Annotated in this window: 22 protein-coding genes, 1 riboswitch and 1 other annotated feature (1 of these 24 only partly in view); of the genes, 8 read left to right on the plus strand and 14 right to left on the minus strand. The window is 40.5% G+C overall.

Annotated elements, in window-relative coordinates:
* A partial coding sequence (locus R2B77_RS05780; RefSeq protein WP_322555661.1) for an IS3 family transposase occupies positions 1 to 456 on the plus strand: 456 nt, incomplete at its 5' end.
* Between the two features lie 278 nt (positions 457 to 734).
* Here the strand turns inward: R2B77_RS05780 and R2B77_RS05785 are convergent.
* From R2B77_RS05785 to R2B77_RS05805, 5 genes are all read right to left on the minus strand, one after another.
* Positions 735 to 1,457: an SDR family NAD(P)-dependent oxidoreductase gene (locus tag R2B77_RS05785; RefSeq protein ID WP_203247261.1), complete on the minus strand. Its 723-nt coding sequence runs from the start codon at positions 1,455 to 1,457 to the stop codon at positions 735 to 737.
* Positions 1,458 to 2,015, minus strand: a complete 558-nt coding sequence (locus R2B77_RS05790) for a DUF4825 domain-containing protein (RefSeq protein WP_203247260.1) — start codon at positions 2,013 to 2,015, stop codon at positions 1,458 to 1,460. It lies immediately after the preceding gene.
* Positions 2,005 to 2,685, minus strand: a complete 681-nt coding sequence (locus R2B77_RS05795) for a permease prefix domain 1-containing protein (protein ID WP_203247259.1) — start codon at positions 2,683 to 2,685, stop codon at positions 2,005 to 2,007. The genes R2B77_RS05790 and R2B77_RS05795 overlap by 11 nt, the downstream gene beginning before the upstream one ends.
* The gene (locus tag R2B77_RS05800) at positions 2,678 to 3,031 is read right to left on the minus strand and encodes a PadR family transcriptional regulator (protein WP_212391373.1); all 354 of its coding nucleotides are present in this window, start codon (positions 3,029 to 3,031) and stop codon (positions 2,678 to 2,680) included. Before R2B77_RS05800 ends, R2B77_RS05795 begins: the two co-directional genes overlap by 8 nt.
* Positions 3,032 to 3,152: 121 nt before the next feature.
* Complete coding sequence (locus R2B77_RS05805; RefSeq protein WP_203247258.1) at positions 3,153 to 3,737, minus strand: 3D domain-containing protein; 585 nt, start codon at positions 3,735 to 3,737, stop codon at positions 3,153 to 3,155.
* A gap of 125 nt (positions 3,738 to 3,862) precedes the next feature.
* On the opposite strand from R2B77_RS05805, the gene R2B77_RS05810 reads away from it, so the two are divergent.
* The 3 genes from R2B77_RS05810 to R2B77_RS05820 all read left to right on the plus strand — a co-directional run bounded on the left by R2B77_RS05810 (position 3,863) and on the right by R2B77_RS05820 (position 5,727).
* Positions 3,863 to 4,378, plus strand: a complete 516-nt coding sequence (locus R2B77_RS05810; RefSeq protein ID WP_203247257.1) for a GNAT family N-acetyltransferase — start codon at positions 3,863 to 3,865, stop codon at positions 4,376 to 4,378.
* A gap of 27 nt (positions 4,379 to 4,405) precedes the next feature.
* Positions 4,406 to 4,990 carry a VanZ family protein gene (locus R2B77_RS05815; RefSeq protein WP_203247256.1) on the plus strand — a complete coding sequence of 195 codons (585 nt, stop codon included), beginning with the start codon at positions 4,406 to 4,408 and terminating at the stop codon, positions 4,988 to 4,990.
* A gap of 80 nt (positions 4,991 to 5,070) precedes the next feature.
* Positions 5,071 to 5,727, plus strand: coding sequence for a GntR family transcriptional regulator (locus tag R2B77_RS05820; RefSeq protein ID WP_203247255.1), 657 nt, complete (start codon positions 5,071 to 5,073; stop codon positions 5,725 to 5,727).
* Positions 5,728 to 5,776: 49 nt separating this feature from the next.
* Here R2B77_RS05820 and brnQ read toward each other — a convergent pair whose 3' ends face one another.
* The 3 genes from brnQ to R2B77_RS05835 form a co-directional block, all read right to left on the minus strand.
* Positions 5,777 to 7,135: a branched-chain amino acid transport system II carrier protein gene (gene brnQ / locus R2B77_RS05825; protein ID WP_203247254.1), complete on the minus strand. Its 1,359-nt coding sequence runs from the start codon at positions 7,133 to 7,135 to the stop codon at positions 5,777 to 5,779.
* Between the two features lie 378 nt (positions 7,136 to 7,513).
* A complete protein-coding gene (locus R2B77_RS05830; protein ID WP_203247253.1) occupies positions 7,514 to 10,603 on the minus strand; it encodes an AAA family ATPase in 3,090 nt (1,029 codons plus the stop codon).
* A complete protein-coding gene (locus R2B77_RS05835) occupies positions 10,600 to 11,757 on the minus strand; it encodes an exonuclease SbcCD subunit D (RefSeq protein ID WP_203247252.1) in 1,158 nt (385 codons plus the stop codon). The genes R2B77_RS05830 and R2B77_RS05835 overlap by 4 nt, the downstream gene beginning before the upstream one ends.
* Before the next feature lie 149 nt (positions 11,758 to 11,906).
* Positions 11,907 to 12,010: riboswitch (TPP riboswitch) on the plus strand.
* Positions 12,011 to 12,226: 216 nt separating this feature from the next.
* Here R2B77_RS05835 and tenA point away from each other — a divergent pair.
* The 4 genes from tenA to R2B77_RS05855 are packed head-to-tail and all read left to right on the plus strand — an operon-like array spanning position 12,227 to position 15,363.
* Positions 12,227 to 12,919, plus strand: coding sequence for a thiaminase II (tenA, locus tag R2B77_RS05840; RefSeq protein ID WP_203247251.1), 693 nt, complete (start codon positions 12,227 to 12,229; stop codon positions 12,917 to 12,919).
* Positions 12,906 to 13,655 carry an ABC transporter ATP-binding protein gene (locus R2B77_RS05845; protein WP_203247250.1) on the plus strand — a complete coding sequence of 250 codons (750 nt, stop codon included), beginning with the start codon at positions 12,906 to 12,908 and terminating at the stop codon, positions 13,653 to 13,655. Before tenA ends, R2B77_RS05845 begins: the two co-directional genes overlap by 14 nt.
* Positions 13,652 to 14,392, plus strand: a complete 741-nt coding sequence (locus R2B77_RS05850) for an ABC transporter permease (protein ID WP_203247249.1) — start codon at positions 13,652 to 13,654, stop codon at positions 14,390 to 14,392. The genes R2B77_RS05845 and R2B77_RS05850 overlap by 4 nt, the downstream gene beginning before the upstream one ends.
* Complete coding sequence (locus R2B77_RS05855; protein ID WP_203247248.1) at positions 14,389 to 15,363, plus strand: ABC transporter substrate-binding protein; 975 nt, start codon at positions 14,389 to 14,391, stop codon at positions 15,361 to 15,363. Before R2B77_RS05850 ends, R2B77_RS05855 begins: the two co-directional genes overlap by 4 nt.
* Positions 15,364 to 15,446: 83 nt before the next feature.
* Here the strand turns inward: R2B77_RS05855 and R2B77_RS05860 are convergent, their stop codons facing one another.
* From R2B77_RS05860 to R2B77_RS05885, 6 genes are all read right to left on the minus strand, one after another.
* The gene (locus R2B77_RS05860) at positions 15,447 to 16,379 is read right to left on the minus strand and encodes a metal ABC transporter substrate-binding protein (protein ID WP_203247247.1); all 933 of its coding nucleotides are present in this window, start codon (positions 16,377 to 16,379) and stop codon (positions 15,447 to 15,449) included.
* Positions 16,380 to 16,397: 18 nt separating this feature from the next.
* Positions 16,398 to 17,252, minus strand: a complete 855-nt coding sequence (locus R2B77_RS05865) for a metal ABC transporter permease (protein ID WP_404830735.1) — start codon at positions 17,250 to 17,252, stop codon at positions 16,398 to 16,400.
* Positions 17,249 to 17,992: a metal ABC transporter ATP-binding protein gene (locus tag R2B77_RS05870; RefSeq protein ID WP_212391369.1), complete on the minus strand. Its 744-nt coding sequence runs from the start codon at positions 17,990 to 17,992 to the stop codon at positions 17,249 to 17,251. The genes R2B77_RS05865 and R2B77_RS05870 overlap by 4 nt, the downstream gene beginning before the upstream one ends.
* 372 nt (positions 17,993 to 18,364) lie before the next feature.
* Complete coding sequence (locus R2B77_RS05875) at positions 18,365 to 19,627, minus strand: hypothetical protein (RefSeq protein ID WP_203247246.1); 1,263 nt, start codon at positions 19,625 to 19,627, stop codon at positions 18,365 to 18,367.
* Between the two features lie 255 nt (positions 19,628 to 19,882).
* Positions 19,883 to 20,257: a nucleotide excision repair endonuclease gene (locus R2B77_RS05880; RefSeq protein ID WP_203247245.1), complete on the minus strand. Its 375-nt coding sequence runs from the start codon at positions 20,255 to 20,257 to the stop codon at positions 19,883 to 19,885.
* An 86-nt stretch (positions 20,258 to 20,343) separates the two neighbouring features.
* Positions 20,344 to 20,529 carry a hypothetical protein gene (locus R2B77_RS05885; RefSeq protein ID WP_203247244.1) on the minus strand — a complete coding sequence of 62 codons (186 nt, stop codon included), beginning with the start codon at positions 20,527 to 20,529 and terminating at the stop codon, positions 20,344 to 20,346.
* A 134-nt stretch (positions 20,530 to 20,663) separates the two neighbouring features.
* Positions 20,664 to 20,790, plus strand: a binding site (T-box leader) (it continues 151 nt past the right edge of the window).

Raw genomic sequence — 20,790 nt, forward strand, 5'->3', positions numbered from 1 at the left:
CTGAAAAATGGTTGGTGCTACCTAGCTTCTGTCCTTGACTTACATACGAAAAAAATAGTCGGTTATTCTTTTTCCAAGTCCATGACAACCGAACTTGTCTTACAAGCATTAACGAACGCAATCGAGGTCCAGAAGCCTGAAGAGGGGCTGATACTTCACACCGATTTAGGCAGCCAATTTACAAGCGAAGACTTTGAAAAAGCCGTAAAAGCAGTGGAAATTGAACACTCTTTCAGTCGAAAAGGCTGCCCTTATGACAAAGCCTGCATCGAGTCTTTTCATGCCACATTAAAAAAGGAAGAAGTCTATCAAACGACCTATATAGACTTTGAAGCAGCACAAATTGCCCTCTTTCAGTACATTGAATCATGGTATAACCGGAAACGGATTCATGGGGCAATTGACTACTTAACGCCGCAACAATTAGAGGATCAGTGCAGACAGGCAGCTGCTTGATCGGAGGAAGACATTAGGACTTCGATTCTACCTACACATTTTTCAGGAACGACATCCATGGGCTGTACTTCCTGTATCCAGCGAAAGCTGTCAAGTGCGGGCTTCCACTTGACTGGTTTCGCTGGATACAGGACCATCCATGAATGGATGCCGTTTCTGACAACGACTTAACATTTTTGTGTCCAGGATATTGACATAGATCCAATTTGTTTGTCACATGGTGTATTTTGTACTGCTCAATTGAAAGGATTTATTTAACAATGGAAACCTTTTTTCAATCAATAGTTATGTATATCCATAATCGGACCAACTACTTTGAAATCTTCATGTTCCATAAATAAAATCAATTTCTCCGCTGTTTGCTCCGCACTACTTAACAATCCCTGCTCTTTATAATCAATAAACCGCTCCAGTAATGGAAATGCCTCTTCCTGACTCGCCCGAATCGTTTCCTGCATCCCCGTGTCAATGATGCCCGGTGCAATCGAGACAATCGCAACGGGATACTCAGCATTTGCCTGTTCAAGTGCAACAACTCGCGAAAAATGATCGAGCCCCGCCTTCGTTGTACAGTAGGTTCCCCATCCTTCGTACGCATTGCGCCCTGCTCCAGAAGATATGTTAACGATTCGTTTAGGGCCTGTAAAATTCTTCAGTTTTGCAATAAAAGCATTCGATAAAATCATCGGCGCAGTTAAATTGACAGCCATCGCTGTTGTCATTTCCTTAGCACTCACAGACCCTATCATTCCAATCGGGTCAACCATACCAGCGTTATTAACAAGCGTAAAACTAGTCGCCGCCTCACGATTTTCGTCAATTAGTGCATCCATCAGCTCAACTAGACCTGCTGTTTGCGCTAAATCGGCAGAAACAAAATCCTCTACGTCTGCAGGCACCGTCCTCGCAACTCCAATTACCTTATTCCCTTTCGCTCGAAGCTGCCTTGAAAGTTCCAATCCAATTCCTTTTGAAGCACCTGTAATGATAAAAACATCCATTCAAATTTCTCCTTTCGTATATGCAGAAAACCATTCGTCAAGTTGACTCTTTTCAATAATCGGCTGTTGTACTTTTTCCATAAATACTTCTTCATTTTTATATGAAGCGATATCTTCACCAAACCAATTATTCACATGCTCACGGGTCACGGTATATGTACGGTCAACAAACATAAATTCTACTATTTCCATGTTCTTTATAAGTACAAAAATAGCTGTTGCATTATATAGAACAGCCTTTTCTACCCGTTCCTTACCAACGCCCTCAACAGTCATTTGGTAGTGCACCGTAAATCTAAATTCATCAGGGTTCTGTCGGAATGATCGTGGGACATCACTCATCGGTAAATGGTTGACCAAGTTCATATTATTCCCGGCATTTCCCATATATAAATTTTCATACTGCAGTACTTTATCAAAATGATGTGTTTCCGGATTAAGCTGCTCAAGCTCCTCTTCTTCCTGCATTCTTTCTTGACCAGGTAAATAAACTATTTGCATCCAAGTGAATAGAACAAGTCCTACCGCGAGCAACCCAACTATAATCTTATTCTTCATCTGGACTACCCTCCCCTTGTTTCATAATGATTTTTTGATATTTGTTCATAAGGAGCGGAACAATAATCGTTATGATTGGAGAAACGTACATCACGCAACTAGTTGCAAACTCATACGGCCCATCAATTGTAATCGGACGTCCAAACCAGATATTGCTTCCGAATAGCATCGCCGTAACAATCCCCCATGTAGCAACGATATATAGCGACCAGATAATCCATACATATTTTCTCACTGCCGAGATTTTATAAAGATTCACTTGTACATAATCTCTCGACAGCAATTTACCGATTGTATAATTGATCAAATAACTAAGCCCTATCACGATAATAATCAAAAACAAAGCCCAAGAAGCTCTTCTAAACATATAGAATACACTCAGTGGGATTGTTATTATCCACGCAATTAGTGTGTAGATCAACGTCCACTGCATCATTTCCATCAATACTTTGCTAATCCGTACAGACTTTACTCCGTCGATAAGTCCATCTAACTTTTCCATCTTCCCTATACTTTTACGAAATGCTTCTTCAAACGACAAACCGTGACTTTGTAAATCTTCAATTTCCGCTTCTATATTTCCGATCACTTCTTCTTTCAACTCAAGTGTCTCATTCGTTTTAGGATAGTTAGCAAACAATTTATCCATATGCTTTCTAACATTATTCATCCCCTTTCCCCCTCTCTTGTACTAACCGATCGATTAATTCTTTTGCTCGATTCCATGCTTCCAAATTTTCCATATATGCCGAAGTGCCTTCATCAGTAAGCGTGTAGTACTTCCTACGCCCCCCTTGCGATTGGTCACCCCAATAAGCCATTATGTAACCCGCTTTTTCTAATCGTTTCAAACTACTGTACAATGTCGGCTCTTTTAAAATGTACTCACCTGAACTATCTTCAGAAATAGCTTTCATAATTTCATAGCCGTAATTATCCCCGTCCCTTAACACACGTAAGATAATTGTATCGATATTCCCACGGATTAAATCTGCACTTATCCCGTTGTCATTCATTATTTTCACCTCAATTCACAATATACAGCAAAGTACTATGCCTGTCAAAGTACTTTGTTTGGTGTAATAAAAAATGCTCAATAAAAAAACCAACCTCCCCGAAGGAAAGTTGGTTGTCCATTTATTTTAGTATTTTAATCTTCACATTTTTGCGGCCCCATTTATAAGCCTCTGCTTTTGTTGGAAAAAAGACATCTATCTTATTGCCTTTGATAGAACCTCCTGTATCTCCTGCGACGGCATAGCCATAGCCTTCGACATAAACCTTTGTCCCAAGTTTAATAATGTTTGGATCGACAGCAATCACTTTCATATCAGGATTGCTTTTTAGATTAATGCCTGTTGCTGTGAGACCCGAGCAACCATTGCAATTTGCTGTAAATGCACTAGCCGACACTGTGAATTCTTTAACCACTTTGTCTGTAGTAGAACGTGACGGTGTTTTTGCCACTGCTTTCGATGTAGTTGCCTGTTTTGCTGCATTCCCTTTAGAAACAACTGCTAGCTTCTGGTTCGGATGAATGGTAGTTGACTTCAAGTTGTTCCATGCTTTTAAATTAGTTATGGATATATGATGCTTCTTTGCAATTCCGAATAACGTATCCCCACTCTTCACTGTATAAGTTGAAGGTGCTGCCCAGCTTTCATTCGACCCGCTGACCAATAATGCAATCGTAATAATGAGTGTTCCAAGAATTTTTCTCAAGTACTCTACTCCCTGCTTTTTAGTCTATACTTATCTTAGCAGGCTTATATTACAACAATATTACAATCTTCCACCTTTCCCGTTACAAAAATGGTCAGAATATTACATGAGGGGAATGTACCAGTATGACAATCGTTTCCATTCGCCAGGCATACAAGCGTGATGCAAAAGCCCTATCAGACGTACTTACAAAGAGCCAGTGGTTTACATATGAGAAACTTTACAGTAACGATTATATTCAAAGACTTATTGAACAATATTACAATGCGCAACGTATTGAGCAGGAAATCGTCTTTATTAGCGAAGAGTGGCATGGTTACTTTATTGCAGAAAAGAACGGTAGAATTGTTGGAGCAATTGGAGGTGGGATGAACGATGAAACAGCAGGTGAAGTGTATGTACTCTATTTAGATCCTACTCTACTAGGACAGGGTATTGGTACGCGACTGCTTGACTTCTTTACAAAAATCCAAAAACACACATACGGCGCTAAAGAACAATGGGTATCAGTTGCAAAGGGAAACAACTATGGCATCCCTTTCTACGAGGCCCGTGGATTTATCTTCCACCATGAGGAATTGGCATACGGTACAATGGAAGAAGATCAAGACATATCCTTAAAATATAGACGTGAAATTTAAGGTGACCAACCTTGAAAGGAGCATATCATGACTGCAATCATTGGTTATATTAGTGAAATGATCCCATATATGATTATGGTTTTACCTGTCATTCTTATCTTTCGCTTCATTTATAATAGACTACGCGGATTCGACAAGCTTTGCCTATCTCGTGAAATCGGAGTTATCGGCTTTCTACTATTTATGACTGCTTTATTTTCACAAACGATACTGACATTCTTATATACCGGTCCCACTGTTACACGTACATTTGCGAATATCAATGTCATCCCCTTTAGAGTTTTTCAAGATAACTATTATGCGATAACTGAATTAAATTATTGGCAACCTTTTATCATTAACTTTCTAGGCAATATTTGCATCTTTATACCGATTGGTTTTATGATTCCGTTATTATGGAAAAGATTCAATCGACTTTGGAAGGTCGCACTTATTGGATTCGGTATCTCTCTGTTTATTGAAACAATGCAATTGACACAGGCAAGAAGCACAGATGTAGACGATTTGTGGTTGAATACATTAGGAAGTATGATTGGTTACGCCATGTACCTTCTTAGTAGAAGACTTTATCCACTATTGGTTGGTAGGCTAACAAAAATCAAATCTTTCTAAGCGATATATTGCATATATCAATATCATTCACTTTACTGTATACTACTTACATAATAACTTATACAGGATGGTGATTCACAATGCCGATACCTACAGATCATGCAAAGCCGATTCGTGTTACTGCGAAGGAAAATGCATTCAACCAGCTGCAGCAATGGATTATTGACGGCACGCTGCAAGCAGGTGAAAAACTTAATGATACCGAACTCGCCGAGGCGCTAGGCGTAAGCAGGACGCCAATCCGCGAATCTTTGCAATTGCTTGAAGTACAAGGTTTCGTCAAAATGTTCCCTGGAAAAGCGACACAAGTAACAGAAGTGGATAGGAATTCAATTACAGAACTCCTCCCCCCATTAGCTGCATTACAAGCATTATCAGCCGAACTGGCAATCCCACATTTGACCAACGAGGCGATTTCATTGCTTGAAAGCACGAATGAAAAATTTGCAAAAGCAGTGTATATAAAAGATTATTTTTCCGCCTTGAAAATCGATGAAGAATTCCATCAAATTGTTGTTGATATCGCCGACAACTCCTATATTCTTTCAATGGTCGCCTCCCTTCAAGCACATGTTAGGAGACTTTTTTTCCACAACTCGATTGTCTTAACGGAACAATCGATTGAAGAGCACCGTAAAATTATTCAATTACTAAAAGAACGAGATGCCCTAACTGTTTCTACTACGATGCGAAATAATTGGCTACGAGCCATTGATGAATTCCATTCGCTCCCTTAAAGATTAAAATTAAAAGCCGGCTCCTTTTCATAAGGAAACCGGCTTTTAATTATGCATCTACAGTTGATGTTCTGAACACAAAACGGGCAAATACACCTGTGATGACCATAATTACTAGTACAGGCAATAGCCAGCCTAGTCCTTCATTGTAGAACGGTAGTGCACGTTCATAGAACGAAACGATAGGAGCCAACCAGCCGAAATAATCAATTTCAAGTAATTGACACAGTGTTTTCAATCCATCAATGATACTAATCAAGAATGCAACTGCTGTCGCCGCCACATAGACAATGCGGGAATGGTTAAACAACGGTGATGTAAACGTTAGAAGCATTAATACAACCGCCAGTGGATAAAGGAACATCAACACTGGAATTGAATACGTAATGATGTTTGCCAATCCGAAATTCGCAATAACAAAACAGAATGTCGTAAAAATCACAACGAATAGTTTGTAGCTAATTTTAGGCATGATTGTATGGAAGTATTCCCCACATGCTGTAATCAAACCAATAGCTGTTGTCAAACAAGCAAGAATGATGACGACTGCTAACAATACAAGACCAAGTGATCCGAAATAATGTGAGGACGCTTCACTTAAAACAGGTCCGCCTGTTTTAAACAGACCTAATTTCTCTGTACTTGTAGCTCCTAAGTAAGCAATCCCAACATAAATAATCGCAAGAAATGCTGTTGCAACTGCACCGGTTTTTGCTGTAGCTGCTAATATTCCACGCTTGGATGTCACACCCATCGAATGAAGAACATTAATGACGATAATCCCAAAAACGAGTGATGCAAGAGCATCCATCGTGTTATATCCCTCTGTAAATCCTTTCATAAATGCTCCACTTGCGTAAGCTTCCTGAGGTGCTTCAATAGCTCCCATCGGCTTCAAAACAACCATCGAAAGCAGGGCAAGAAGAAGGATTATAATGCCTGGCGATAAAATTTTACCGATTCGATCAACAATTTTCGCTGGGTTCAGAGATAACCATAATGTCAGTCCAAAGAACAATAATGTGAAAATAATCGATGCAATCTGCATATTTTCTTCACTGATGAAAGGAGAAATCCCAATATTAAATGCAACTGCACCCGTACGAGGTGCTGCGAAAAACGGCCCGATTGTTAAATAAAGGAGCGACGTAAAAACCACAGCATAGGCAGGATGAATTCTACTTGCCAAGTCCTGTAAATTACGACTCCCTGAGAAGCCCATAGCCAAAATACCAAGGAATGGTAACCCGACGCCCGTAATTAAAAATCCGATGATTGCGGGCCAAAGATTTGTCCCAGCATACTGTCCAAGCTGTGCAGGGAAAATTAAATTTCCTGCTCCAAAAAACAATGCGAATAACATAACACCAATAATCAGATATGATGAAAATGCTAATTTCTTCTGCATACTTTCAGTTCCCCCTTCGATGTCAAATCCGATTACGTTTATGCAATATATTGCCGAGAATAATGATACTCTTTTTTTCTGAAAAAAGCAATATATTTCTGATAACTTTATTTTTTCCCGCAACAAAGAATATCCTCATTCCCCCTTTGAATACGCCGTTTTATTCTGATTATTATCTATTTACGCATTATTAAATAACCAATAAAACGTTTGTAATTTATGAATCTTTTGAAATTTAAATAGTTTTCGAAATCTAGTGATTCACTTCACAACCTTATGTGCTTATTAATGCCATCAAACACTATGTAAGTGTGGACTGCTAGACCGCAAAAAAAGTCCGTCTGCATCGAACAATATGCAGACGGACTTACTGGCTATTCATTTAAGGATAAACTTCGTTTGACTATGACCTTCCCTCGACTTTTTCACTTCGAGAATAGCTGGGAATGCTGCTTTTAGTTCTTCTACATGTGAAATGACGCCAATCATTCTACCCGACTTCTGTAGATCAATCAGTATATCAATTGCTTTGTTCAGTGACTCTTCATCGAGCGAACCAAAGCCTTCGTCGATAAACATCGTATCAATAGATACCGAACCTTGGAAGCTCTGAATAACATCAGCCATACCAAGTGCTAGGCAAAGAGACGCATTAAACTTTTCACCGCCCGACAATGTTTTTACATCGCGCATTTGTCCCGTATAGGCATCATAAACATCGAGTCCTAACCCACTTTGTCTACCTCGAACTTCCTGACGATCACTGCGGATCAATTCAAACTGACCAGCCGACATTTCTTTTAGTCGTATGTTCGCAGACTGAATAATTCGCTCTAAATATTCGATTTGAATAAAGCGTTCAAATGATAGGCGTAATCCATTATGCCCTCTGACAACATCATATAAATCAGTCACTTTTCCAAATTCTTTTTCAAGCGTTGTAACGATTGTCATGGACTCGCCCATTTTCACTTGCAATTGGGTAGCTATTTTCACGAATTCCACTGAGCTATTATACGCGGTTAAAGCCGTTTCATATGTTGTTTTTAATGAAACGAGGGCTTGATCTATCCCGCTAATATCAATCTTTTCTTTCCCATCTAGTAATGCCGAAAGCTCTTTTACAGCCTCACGTACAGCATAAAATTGTTGCTTAAAGTCCTCAATCTCAGATTTTAACATTGCAATTGACACTTCATCCATTTTCGCTTCTTGATAAGCTTGCACCGTTGGAAATTCTGATTTTTGTAGAGCCTCTACAAATCGTTGCTCTGCAGTATGCAGTTTTTCTTCCACTTCATCAAGTGCCTGTTTCGCATGAACTTCAGCAGATTTACTAGTTGTTAGACGTTCTCTTCCTTCTTCACGACGTTTCTGAATCGTTTCCCATGCATTATCTAATGTTCTTTTTTGTTGCGTTAAGGCGGCAATACGTTGCTCAAGTATGTCTAGTTCTCGAATTTCTTCTGGAATCGCATTCAATATCTGCTCAAAAAGGGCATGTTCTTTTTCATAGGTAGCTTGGCATTCAAACACTGCACGTTCGATAATTGCCTTATTTTGCATCAATTCCTCTGCTATTTTGCTCTGCTGTGCTAGCTTGTCCTTCAATTGGCTTAGTTCCTGTCGCGTCGTACGAAGTAACATAACTTCCTCTTCCAACTGCTTTTTAAGTGTATGCAATTTGCTGTTTTCAGCTTCAACCTGCTCCACATCAACATCAATTTTGACAAGCTCACTCTTTTTCACGATTACTTGCTTGAAAGAACTATCATAATTCGCTACCGCTGTCCGGTACTTACTCTCGATGCGCGCCAAATTGTCGTTTGCCTTTTCAAGTTCTTCCTTCGTAACCTCAACCTCACCACGATGCGCTTTCTGTGGATGATCTCCACTTCCACATACAGGGCAAGCTTCTCCGTCATGAAGCGTCGCTGCTAATGTTGCCGCTTCGTTCATAAGCCAATCTTGCGCTAGTGTTTCGTATTCTTTTTTACTGTCCTGATAAAAGGCTTCCTGTTTATTTCGCTCGTTGGCAAATGTAGACGTTTGTGCTGCCAATCCAATAAATTCATCGACAATCCGGCATTTTTCGATTGTAACTGCTAGTAATTCAACTTGATCATCAAATACAATTAGCTTCTTTTCTAATTGCTCTATCTGATTTTTGAAGGCATTTACTTTTTCTATTTCAGTGGCTGATTTTTCATTTGTTGTCTGCAAGCTTGCCTGGCGTGTCTGCCATTCTTTTTTTAGAAGAACAAGCGCCTCTTTTTTAGATGCCAGCTCTGCAACTTTCGGCAATGCATCCTGTAACCGAATCAAGCTCTCCGCCAATTTTTCCCGCTCAGTTTTTTTTCCTTCTTCTATTATATAGCGGGTTTCAATCTCTTCTACTTCTTTTGCAATCAGTTGAACACTGTGAACAGCTTTTTCAAGTTGCCCTGTTTTAGTGCCAACCTCCTTCTGAAGCTCTACAAATTGCCTTTCTAATTGTTCAACCGCCACTGCCCGCTCCGCATCCCCAAGTCGCTTCGCTTCTTTTTCCAAAAATGGGACCTTATTCGATAGATCTGTGTAGAGCGCTTGTCTTTTGGCCAACTCCTCGAATCGCTCATTTACTCCTTTGGCTGCATGGTACTTTTCAAGCATCTCTGCATGTTGTTGGACAGCCGTGTCATAATGATGTTTATCGACTACTATTTTTTCATCATAAAATAATTGCTCCGTCCTCAATGCGCTCATCACTTGATGATCATTAAAGTTATCATTGGCCAATACATTAAAAATAGCAGAATCGCGCTGTGGTAATAATGATGGGATTTGCTTAATCAGTCCATCTTTTTGTTGCTTTTCGCTGATTAGTTTAGCTTGTGCCTCATCTTTCTTACCCTTCAACTTGTCTACAACTTCACGATAGGGTTCTGTTCTAAATATTTTCCGCATAATTGTTTCTTTATTTTCTGTATCTGATGTTAAAAATTTTCGAAACTCCCCTTGTGGCAACATGACAATCTGGCTAAATTGAGCCTGTGTAAAACCAATTAGTTCTTCAGCTTTCTTATCGATTTCAGACACAATTTGCCGATCGACAATCGGGACTTCTCCGTCAGCTGTCACTTCATAAAACTCATAACGGGCAGCCGTTTTCGTTTTATTACCTTGTTTGACATACGGAATTTGACGCAGTATGCGATACGTTCGGTTCTGAATATCAAACAACAACTCAACTGTTGTCGGTACAGCATCGTCCGCAAAGTCACTACGCATCGCTCCACTATCCGTCCTGTCTTCACCACTCGCTTGTCCATATAAAGCAAAGCAAATCCCATCAAAAATCGTCGTTTTCCCAGCACCCGTTGCACCTGAAATTACGAACAATCGATTATCTTCTAACTCCCTAAAATCGACGATTTCCGTCCCTTTATACGGTCCAAATGCCGTCATCGTTAATTGGATAGGTCTCATTTCTCAAGCCCCTCCTTATGCATAACTTCGTGAAGCACTTGCGCAAACAAGGTCTCCGTCTCTGTATCTGCGGCTTCGCCCTTCATTTCCTCGTAAAATGCTTTAAATAGAGCAACGTCATCCTGTTTCTCATGTTCAATTCGGGATTCATCCTCTGTCTTTCTTCTTGGGATATGAATTTTTCTTTCTATATGCATAGCATTTGGATAAACCGACCGTATTTTTTCCATTGGGAATAAAACCGGCGTGTCATCTAACAATTTAACAAAGACAAAATCATCACTGATTGGATGCAATAAAATATCCCCCATCGTGCCTTCGACTGTCCTCATATCATGCTGAGGTATTAGCTCCCGTTTTTCAACCGTCACTTGACCTTGTGCATCAAGTTCAACAATGAAAAAACCTTTGTTGTGATGTTCCTCAGAAATTGAATATTTCATAGGTGAGCCCGCATAACGAATCGTTTCATTCAGCACAAAATGCGCCTGATGCAAGTGACCTAGTGCTGTATAATGAAACAGCTCGAATAACTGCGCTGAAACATATTCTGCACCACCAATGGCTAATGGCCGTTCCGAATCGCTCGTATTCGCTTCACTTTCTCCGTGTGAAGTGACAAATGCATGTCCTACAAAAACATGACGTGTATCTTTTTGCAAGTTTTCTTGAATTCCTTCTATTACTTTTTTCATCGCATCGTTATGATTCGAAATCTCTTCATCACCGTGAAGATGCTTCACAACAGACGGGTCTGCAAACGGCACTAGATGGAAATGAACTTCGCCGTGTTCATCTGATAAAATGACTGGCTCAATGTGCTTCGTCATTTGACCAGCAATATGATATCCGTTGGCCCGCATCAATCCACTTCCAAAATTGAGGCGGCCTGGACTATCATGGTTTCCACCAATGGCCAAAACAGGTATCTTCAGTTCCATAATAATTTTTTCCAGTACTTCATCCAATAGTGCAACCGCTTCTGTTGGGGGTACCGCGCGATCATACAAATCACCCGCAATCACGATAGCGTCCGGTTGCTCTTCCTTTATTGCCTCAATAAATTGATCAAGCACATAGCGCTGACCGCCCGTCATATAGACTCCTTGAACAAGCTTGCCCAAATGCCAGTCTGCTGTATGAAAAAATTTCAATTTCATGTCCCCTTTCAATGCTCTTTTCTACTACTTTACAGGACTGAGACGTAAAAATGAATTCCTTCCCCCTTTCCTCCTATTTCCAAACTAGTAGTTGACCTTATAGTCTAGGTATGCTTATAATAGGGCAAATCCAATTGCATAAGATTCACCGCTAGGGGTGCTCGAACAGAGCTGAGAGAGGCATGTGCCTTAACCCTTATAACTTGAACTGGTTAATACCAGCGTAAGGAAGAGGTGCTGACATAATTCTGCCGGTCTGTTTTCCGGATAGCTTTGACTGTCTACAACCCACTTCTTCAAGGAGTGGGTTTTTCACTTTATTCTTCCGAATAAAGTGAAAGCCTCCGGCGGATGCCACAGATTTTCAGAGGAATTTATCGAGAAAGCTCGATAAAAATTTGGGCTCAAATACGCCAAGGCGAATTTGAGTGTTTAGATTAAAATTTTAGGGAGTGTTTTAGTTATGAAATTCACTGACCGCTTGCTTGAAAAGACATTACCAATTTGGAGACAGAATCATAGTCACCCATTTGTCCAAGGAATAGGCGATGGGACACTCGATCCGGATAAATTCAGATTTTACATGGTGCAAGATTACTTGTATTTAATTGATTATGCAAAAGTATTTGCTATTGGGGCTGTGAAAGCGGATGACTTGGAAACGATGGGTAAGTTTGCAGCACTCCTCGATGGTACACTCAACACCGAAATGGCATTACATCGGGGCTATGCAGAACGCTTTGGGATCTCTGAACAAGAACTTGAAACAGCTAAGCCCTCGCCAATTGTTCTTGCTTATACGCACTACATGCTGCATGTTTGTCAAAATGGGACAACTGCTGAAGTGATTGCGGCATTGTTGCCTTGTGCATGGAGTTACTGGGAAATTGGTAAGGAACTAAACGCCATTCCAGGCGCTGCTGATCATCCTTTATACGGGGATTGGGTGCGTATGTATGCATCAGAGGAATTCGGAGAATTGGCTAGTTGGTGTATCGATTTGATGGATAAAGCGGTGGCTGGAAAACCAGAACATGAATTACTGAAGCTGGAAGAAATCTTCCTTAATACGACGCGCTTTGAATACATGTTTTGGGATATGGCCAATGACAAACAGATGTGGCCAGGGTCGGAAACCTTACATGCTGGCGTTTAACAAGGTTTCATTCGGCTATCCATCCGGTAGCATGATTCTCGATGGGCTGAGCCTTACGATTCATCCTGGGGAATTTATTTCGATTGTTGGAGTTAGTGGTTCCGGAAAAAGCACAATTTTCCGCCTCGTTACCGGATTAGAAGAACCGTCCACTGGCTCCATTTCACTTGCTGGAGAGACAAACGGAAATCGACTCGGCAAGGTAGGCTATATGCCACAGCAAGATTTGCTTCTACCATGGCGGACGATTGCAGATAACGCCTGTCTGCCTCTTGAAATAACAGGGATGACTAAGCACACGGCACGTGAACAAGTACTGCCTTTATTAGAAGAATTCGGTCTTGCTGGAACAGAGAACAGCTTTCCTGCTGAACTTTCAGGTGGCATGAAACAGCGCGTTGCTTTTCTACGTGCCGTCCTTTCCGGTAGCCCCCTTCTATTGTTGGATGAGCCGTTTTCAGCACTCGATGCGATTACACGGCTATCCATGCAGGAATGGTTAATTGGCCAATGGAAAAAAAGACAAGCTACCGTGTTATTCATTACCCATGATGTCGAAGAAGCCTTATTTCTATCTGATCGTATTTTTTTATTAAAAAATAAACCGGTCACTTCAATCGAAGAAATCGACATCCCGCTTGTAAGACGGCGAATGAGAAGTGATAGTCATCACCCGGAAATGATTGCGTTGAAAGAGCAGTTGCTTTGTCAGCTACGAAGCGAGGTCCGCGCATGAGAAACACCTCTTCCCTTCTCATTATTGTCTTGTTCGCCGGTGTTTGGGAGCTTGGTGCACGGCTATTCAATAAACCGTTCATCCTACCTTCACCTAGTCAAATTGCTGTTCGATTTTGGGAGCTGAAGGACGTTCTTTTACTGAAACATTTGCCTATCACCTTGCTAACGATTGTCATTGGACTCATTATGTCGATTAGTTTAGGCGTTGCTATTGCTGTCTGGATGTCTGCCAATTCGAATGTTCGTAAGGCACTCTATCCAATTTTGATAGCATCCCAAATGATTCCCATTATTGCGTTGGCACCTATTTTTGTCTTATGGTTCGGTTATACCATTTGGAGTAAAGTTGCCGTCACCGTGCTAATCACTTTTTTCCCGATTACCGTCAATACATTTGACGGACTATCTTCCGGAACAAAAGACATGCACGAACTTTTTTTAACGATGGGTGCTACGAAAAAAGATATTTTCTTGAAATATTCCGTACCAACCGCACTGCCGCACTTCTTTTCAGGCTTGAAAGTCGCTGTAACACTCAGCGTAATTGGTGCAGCTATCGGAGAATGGCTTGGTGCACAAGCGGGGCTCGGATACTTTAGCCGTCGAATGATGACGCAATTTGATGGTGCCGCCGTGTTTGCACCCATTGTAGTACTAACTGTCGTCGGAATTGTTTTATTTAGTAGCGTGACATATATGGAAAATCGTCTGTTAAAATGGAGGTCAAAAAGTTGAAGAAGATTACATTATCATTAACGAGCATCGCATTAATTCTACTACTTTGCGCATGCAATCAAAATGAAACGAAAAAAGTGAGCATTATGCTCGATTGGTACCCAAATGCTGTGCATAGTTTCCTCTATGTTGCTGAGGAAAAAGGCTATTTTGAAGACGAAGGAATTGAGCTTGATATTCAGTTCCCTGCAAACCCAACTGATCCTATCAATCTTGCTGCTGCAGGAAAAGTGACGCTTGGGATTACCTATCAGCCTGATGTCATTATTGCGCGGTCCGAACAAGACATTGGTGTCAAATCGATCGGGGTCCTTGTTCGTTCTCCACTGAATCATGTCGCATTCTTAAAAGAAAGCGGTATCGAATCACCAAAGGACTTGGAAGGTAAAAACGTCGGCTATACAGGTATTCCCTTAAATGAAGCAATGCTACAAACGATGATGAATGTTGACGGTGCTGACTATAGCAAAGTGAATATGGTCGACGTTGGTTTCGAACTGAATTCTTCATTGATTGCAAAGAAAGCGGACGCCGTCATCGGTGCGTATATAAATCATGAAGTACCCTTGCTCGAATATGAAGGATTCCCTACAGGCTATATCGACCCGACAGACTTCGGCGTGCCATCATTTTACGAGCTTGTCATCGTGACAAGTGACGACACATGGAAGAAAGAACAACAGAACATTGAAGCATTTTGGCGCGCAGTTGGCAAAGCTTTCATCGATATGGAAAATGATCCGGAAGAAGCGTTATCTATCTTGCTAAAACATCAAGATGAAGCCAACTTCCCACTCGTCGAAGAGGTAGAAAGAAAATCCCTGTCCGTACTGCTTCCAAAAATGAAGTCGCCTAGTGCATTTGGCGAACAAGACGAAGAGATATGGAAAGTAACTGCCGAATGGATGAAGGCAACGGGTTTATTGGAAAAAGAAGCAAACCTAGAAGGTATCTATGTCAATATGAAATAAGAACAGAACTCGCTATAAGTATGCAAGACACTAACAAAAGAGTCATGCGTCTATCAGAAGATGATGCATGACTCTTTTGTTTTTTATTTTCCTAATCCATCGGCAATCATATCAGCATTCCATTTTATCATCTTGATGTATGTGTCTCCATCACTACCAGCTTTCCCTAATGAATCCGTAAATATTTTACCGTGGATTGGTACTCCTGTTTCTCTCGATACCATCTCCATACTTCGCGGATCAACACTAGATTCCAAGAAAAGCGATGGAACACCACCCTCCTTCACTATACGAATGATGCTTTTCAGCTGCTCTGGAGTCCCTTCACTATGTGAATTGATTTCCCAAATATAAGCTGCTTGGAAGTCGTAGGCAGCCGAGAAATATTTGAATGCCCCTTCACTCGTTACAAGTATGCGTTTGTCTTCAGGAATCGCATGCATCATTCCAAGAATTTCTTCATGAAGTTCCTTCAGTTCAGCAATATATTTGTCTGCATTTTCATCATAATCATCCGCGTGAGCAGGATCGTTCTTCTTCAATGCCTCACGAATATTTTCAACATATTGGATACCATTCCGAACATCGAGCCAAGCATGTGGATCCTCTTCATTCTTATGTTCATCCGAACTAAGCAGCATCGGCTCGACACCTTCACTGACACGGACAACATTATCATCTGTAACTGATTTGCCGGCAGTTTCAATCATTTCATTAAACCAAGCATTTCCTTCTTCCAAGTTCAAACCATTATAAAATATAACATCCGCATCCGTTGTCAATACAAGATCCTCAGGGAGTGGGTCATAATTATGTGGATCTGAGCCTATGGGTGCTAAACTATGCACCTCTACATAATCTCCTCCAACATTTTTCACCATATCATAGATAATTGAATAGGTCGTAACAATTTCCAACTTTTCATTTTGTTCTTTTGGTGGAGTCTCCCCTTGGCTACATGCGGATACCAAAGCCGCAATAGCCATTGTCGCCAACAGTAAAATCAATTTCTTCATTAATAATCTCCCTCTCATTTAATCAGTGATTGTTTTTTTCATTTGAAGCGCTCGCAATAGAATCCCTTGTTTCGGTGAAAATAATAAGGATAAGATAAACAGCGTTGTCGCTACGAGAACGATTGTTGCACCTGATGCAAGATTATAAGTAAAGCTTAAATACAACCCACCTACTGCAGAAACTGCGCCGAAAAGTGCCGACAAACCAATCATGACCGATAAGCGATCCGTCAATAGATATGCCGTTGAAGCTGGCGTGATAAGCATCGCAACAACGAGGATAATGCCAACCGTCTGTAACGAGGCAACTGTCACAAGTGTCAGCAGCGTCATGAGAAAATAATGAATCACCTTCGTCGGTAAACCATAAGCCTGTGCCATAACCGGATCGAAAGAACTGACTAGTAATTCTTTATAGAAAAGATAAACGCTTCCCAAGACGAGAATTCCAATGATGAGCGTAATCCACATATCTGAAGGCCTTACCGCTAATACATTACCGAACAGAATATGATATAAATCTGAGCTACTCTTCAGAGCTGTGATAAGCAGAATACCTAAGGCAAACGCTGCCGTAAAAACAATCCCGATTGAGGAATCGTTTTTCACCCGACTATTTTGGCTGATGAAACCAATCCCGACAGCAGTTAAAATACCTGTCGCCACTGCTCCTATAAAGAAATTGATGCCTAACATATAAGATATAGCCACGCCAGGTAATACAGCATGAGATATAGCATCGCCCATCAATGCCATTCCACGTAATATGATAAAACAGCCAATAACTCCACAAATCACGCCGACCATCACTGATGTCAGTAAAGCCTTTTGTAAAAATCCATATTCGATTAATGAGTTCATAAAATTCATCATTTTGCCATCACCATTTCTTCCAAAAAGGATAACTGTCCACCATATGCTTTTGCAATATTGCGCGGAGTAAACACTTCTTTCACATCCCCACTTGCTATCAGCTCCTTATTCAACAACAGAAGCTCATCAAAATATTTTTCTGCCTTGCTTAAATCATGGTGCACAACAATAATCGTTTTCCCTTCGTCCCTTAGCTCTTTTAAAATCCTCACAATTACTTCCTCACTTGCTACGTCAATCCCCACGAACGGTTCATCAAGAAGAAATAGATCAGCTTGCTGAGCGAGCGCTCGTGCCAAGAAAACTCTTTGCTGTTGTCCCCCTGATAATTCACCAATCTGTCTATCTTGGAATGCTAACATTTCTACCTTTTCCAGACATTTCAAAGCTAATTCCTTTTCTTTCCTACCTGGTCTTTTCAATAGGCTAACGGACGGAAACGTACCAATCAGAACCGTTTCTTTCACCCGAATTGGAAAATCCCAGTCAATTGCACTTCGCTGCGGAACATAAGCCATCCGTTTACGAACTTCTTTCAGCGTAGAACCCATAATATCTATTTCACCCGAATCTTTTGGAATCAAATTCAAAATCGCTTTCAACAAAGTCGACTTTCCTGCTCCATTTGGACCGATAATTCCAATAGACCTCCCCGTAGGAATTGTAAATCCAATATCATGTAATACTTCTTTTCCGTAATACGACACATGTAAATTTGACACAGTCATTGCGTTTTTCATTTCACAGCACCTCCATATAGATATTAATATGCAATAAGTTTCCTTAAGGAAACTTGCAATGTAAATTTTTTTGCCCTAGGGCAACTTAATGAGCAAAAAAAAATAATCTCACCTATTCTTTCCCGCGGGCAACTTTCTGTCTTCATCTTAAAAGATTCTAGATGAAATGTAAAGTAAAAGTTTTGAGATTACTTTTGTTTCTACGGAGAGCTGGTTGACAAGTGGTAAACTCAACTACTTTCTAACGGAACTAGGCTACGTATTCGGCTAACTGGACTACGAAAGAGAAACTCGACTACCCAATGAGAAACTCAACTAAAAAAATGAGGACACCATTGTCGCGGCGTCCTCATTTCCCCTATACGATTCACCTTATAAATCACTCAACGAAATAACTTCCCCTGTTACTGCATCCACTGCCTCCGCAGCATCCAGCAATCCACATAAAATATATTTCCCTGTCAGCTCATCATAGACATAAGTCGGATCGAGTGTGATATACGGCACCATTTTCTCAAACGCTTCGTCATGTGTAACAACAGCTTGTTCTGCTGGGGCAAATGTCTCAAATATCTCCATCATTGCTCCATTATCTACGAAATTCAAGACAGACATATTGTCTGGTTTGATGAATACAACCAATTTGCGTTTAAATACCGTCGAGTTTGCTGTCATAAATCTACAGTGCGCTTCAATGAAATTCTCTTGGCGTCGAAGTTCCGCAAGCTGCCATTTTCCCGATTCATCTGGATATTCTAATCGTAAGACATCACGTACAATCTCTTTACTGCGTTCAATTTGATCATCAGTCAAGAGTAGTTTATCATCAATATCTACTTCACCAAACGCCTCTTCGACAGTTGATTCAGAAACGAAAGTTAGTTCTTCTCGCTTAAATGGTTGCGTTAGCGACTGATTCCATTCCAATACTTCGCTCACTTTAACGATTGTACGCTCATGTACAAAAAATGGAATGATCCGCTTTCCATCCACTGTCACAAATACTTCCTCCATCGCATAGGCCGGAACAAATCGATTTTCTAATTCAGATGGAAACTCCACTAGCTGTAACTGTTTTTTTACAAGTGGTTCGATTTCTTCTAGCGTAAGTGTGAATTTAGATTTTTCAACCTCCCACTGTCGAGGCGATGTACCATACCTAGAATATGAAGTAAGTTTACCTATTTCATCAAATTTTACATTTATCATAAAACCTGGAGACATTCTAACTCCTTCTATATCCATTTCAAATTGGAACTCATCACTACTCGCTTGCGTTAGTTTAAAATCCAGCCCGTATGTTAACCCTGTTTCCTTTTCAACCCAAGCTGACACTTCTTCAGCTGTTTTCCTTACAAATAGCGCTAGCGTTGAAAATGATTGCCCTTGGGTGAAAATAACACTTTCAAAACACTGTTCTTGAATATTATATTCAAGACATGCGGTACCTTCTGGATTCATATCTTCCTCTACGGGTTCATTCAATTCTTTCGGAAACCATTCCATATTCACAACATAATACGCTGCCCCTTTTGCATCTCTTTGTTTAGCAATCGAGTGTCTTTCCAACTTATACGCATCCAATCCAAACTTCACTTGCGCCTCTTCAACAATTTGTTGTAATCTTTCGTCCATGCTTCCACCCTTTTCTAATGTATGTAGTCAAAAAGAAAAAGCCGATTGCACATGGCAGTCAGCTCTGAATCTTAATCAATTACGCCTCGGCGTAATTACGTCCAAATTTTGAATTGCACTTGTGCCTGAAGGATGCAGGTATGCAACCATTGCCGCAGGACGCGGCGCTCTTTGGTTGCCTTCTGACTCCCTTCAAAATTTGTGACATCCGCCGGAGGCTGAACTTGGATCAGCAGGGTCAACGCTGATTCAAGTTCATTCGAAAAACACTTTGTCGACGTTATATTTCGCACGTTGCGTATTAATAATATACGTTTCGTAAATTTCACGTTCCATTGGATCTTCCACAAAAATAACGGAAATTTGCTTAACCTCATTACGGTGATCTTTAATCGGTGACACTGTGTCTTCAAAATGCTTCTTGACACGTTGGCGAAGTTTACGCGCTTTCCCAGCAAACAGCAATTCATCTTTATTATTATAAAATAAAATGATACCGCCTTTGTCGCGTGGGATTTCATGTAAATCAATAAAGCCATAAATAGGTTTTATTGGTGCAACACCCGGAGCCATTTCTTGTTTACGTTGTACAATAGTTACATCTGCATTCGGTACTGTAATTGTAATCATTTCAACTTCACGTCCTCTTCTAATCTAAGCATAAATAGTACCACAAAACCACTTGAAAAGCGAAGCTGGGTAGAAGGCACTTGCTATTATCTTGCACGTTGCAGTGCTAGTACATCAGCACGAATACCTAAAAATTCACCATTTAGAGTCGTTACTTTATCGTCGATTCGTATCGCTAAGTCATGAATCGCCTCAATTTTCCCACTCATTTGTTTCATTTCTTGCTTGATACTTGAATCCTCTTCCTTCATCCATACCACATCACTCTTCACTTAATTATCGGATATCACCCGATTTTTAACAAGAGGAAGGTTGTTGAATAAACCATTTTATAAATTCTTTTAAAAAGAATACTCTAAAAAGATTGACCTTTCTTTTATCTTCATGTAAAGTACTCTCTAATAACTTATAAGCGTTGAAGAGAAAAGTAAAGTGCATAGGATTTCTCACAGAAAGCTTCGGTAGCTGAAAAGAAGCAGAAAGACTCCACTTGAACAATGGCCTCTGAGCTCTGCGTTGAACGTGCAAGCTGA

This window comes from Sporosarcina beigongshangi, from assembly GCF_033485195.1.
Lineage (GTDB): Bacteria > Bacillota > Bacilli > Bacillales_A > Planococcaceae > Sporosarcina > Sporosarcina beigongshangi.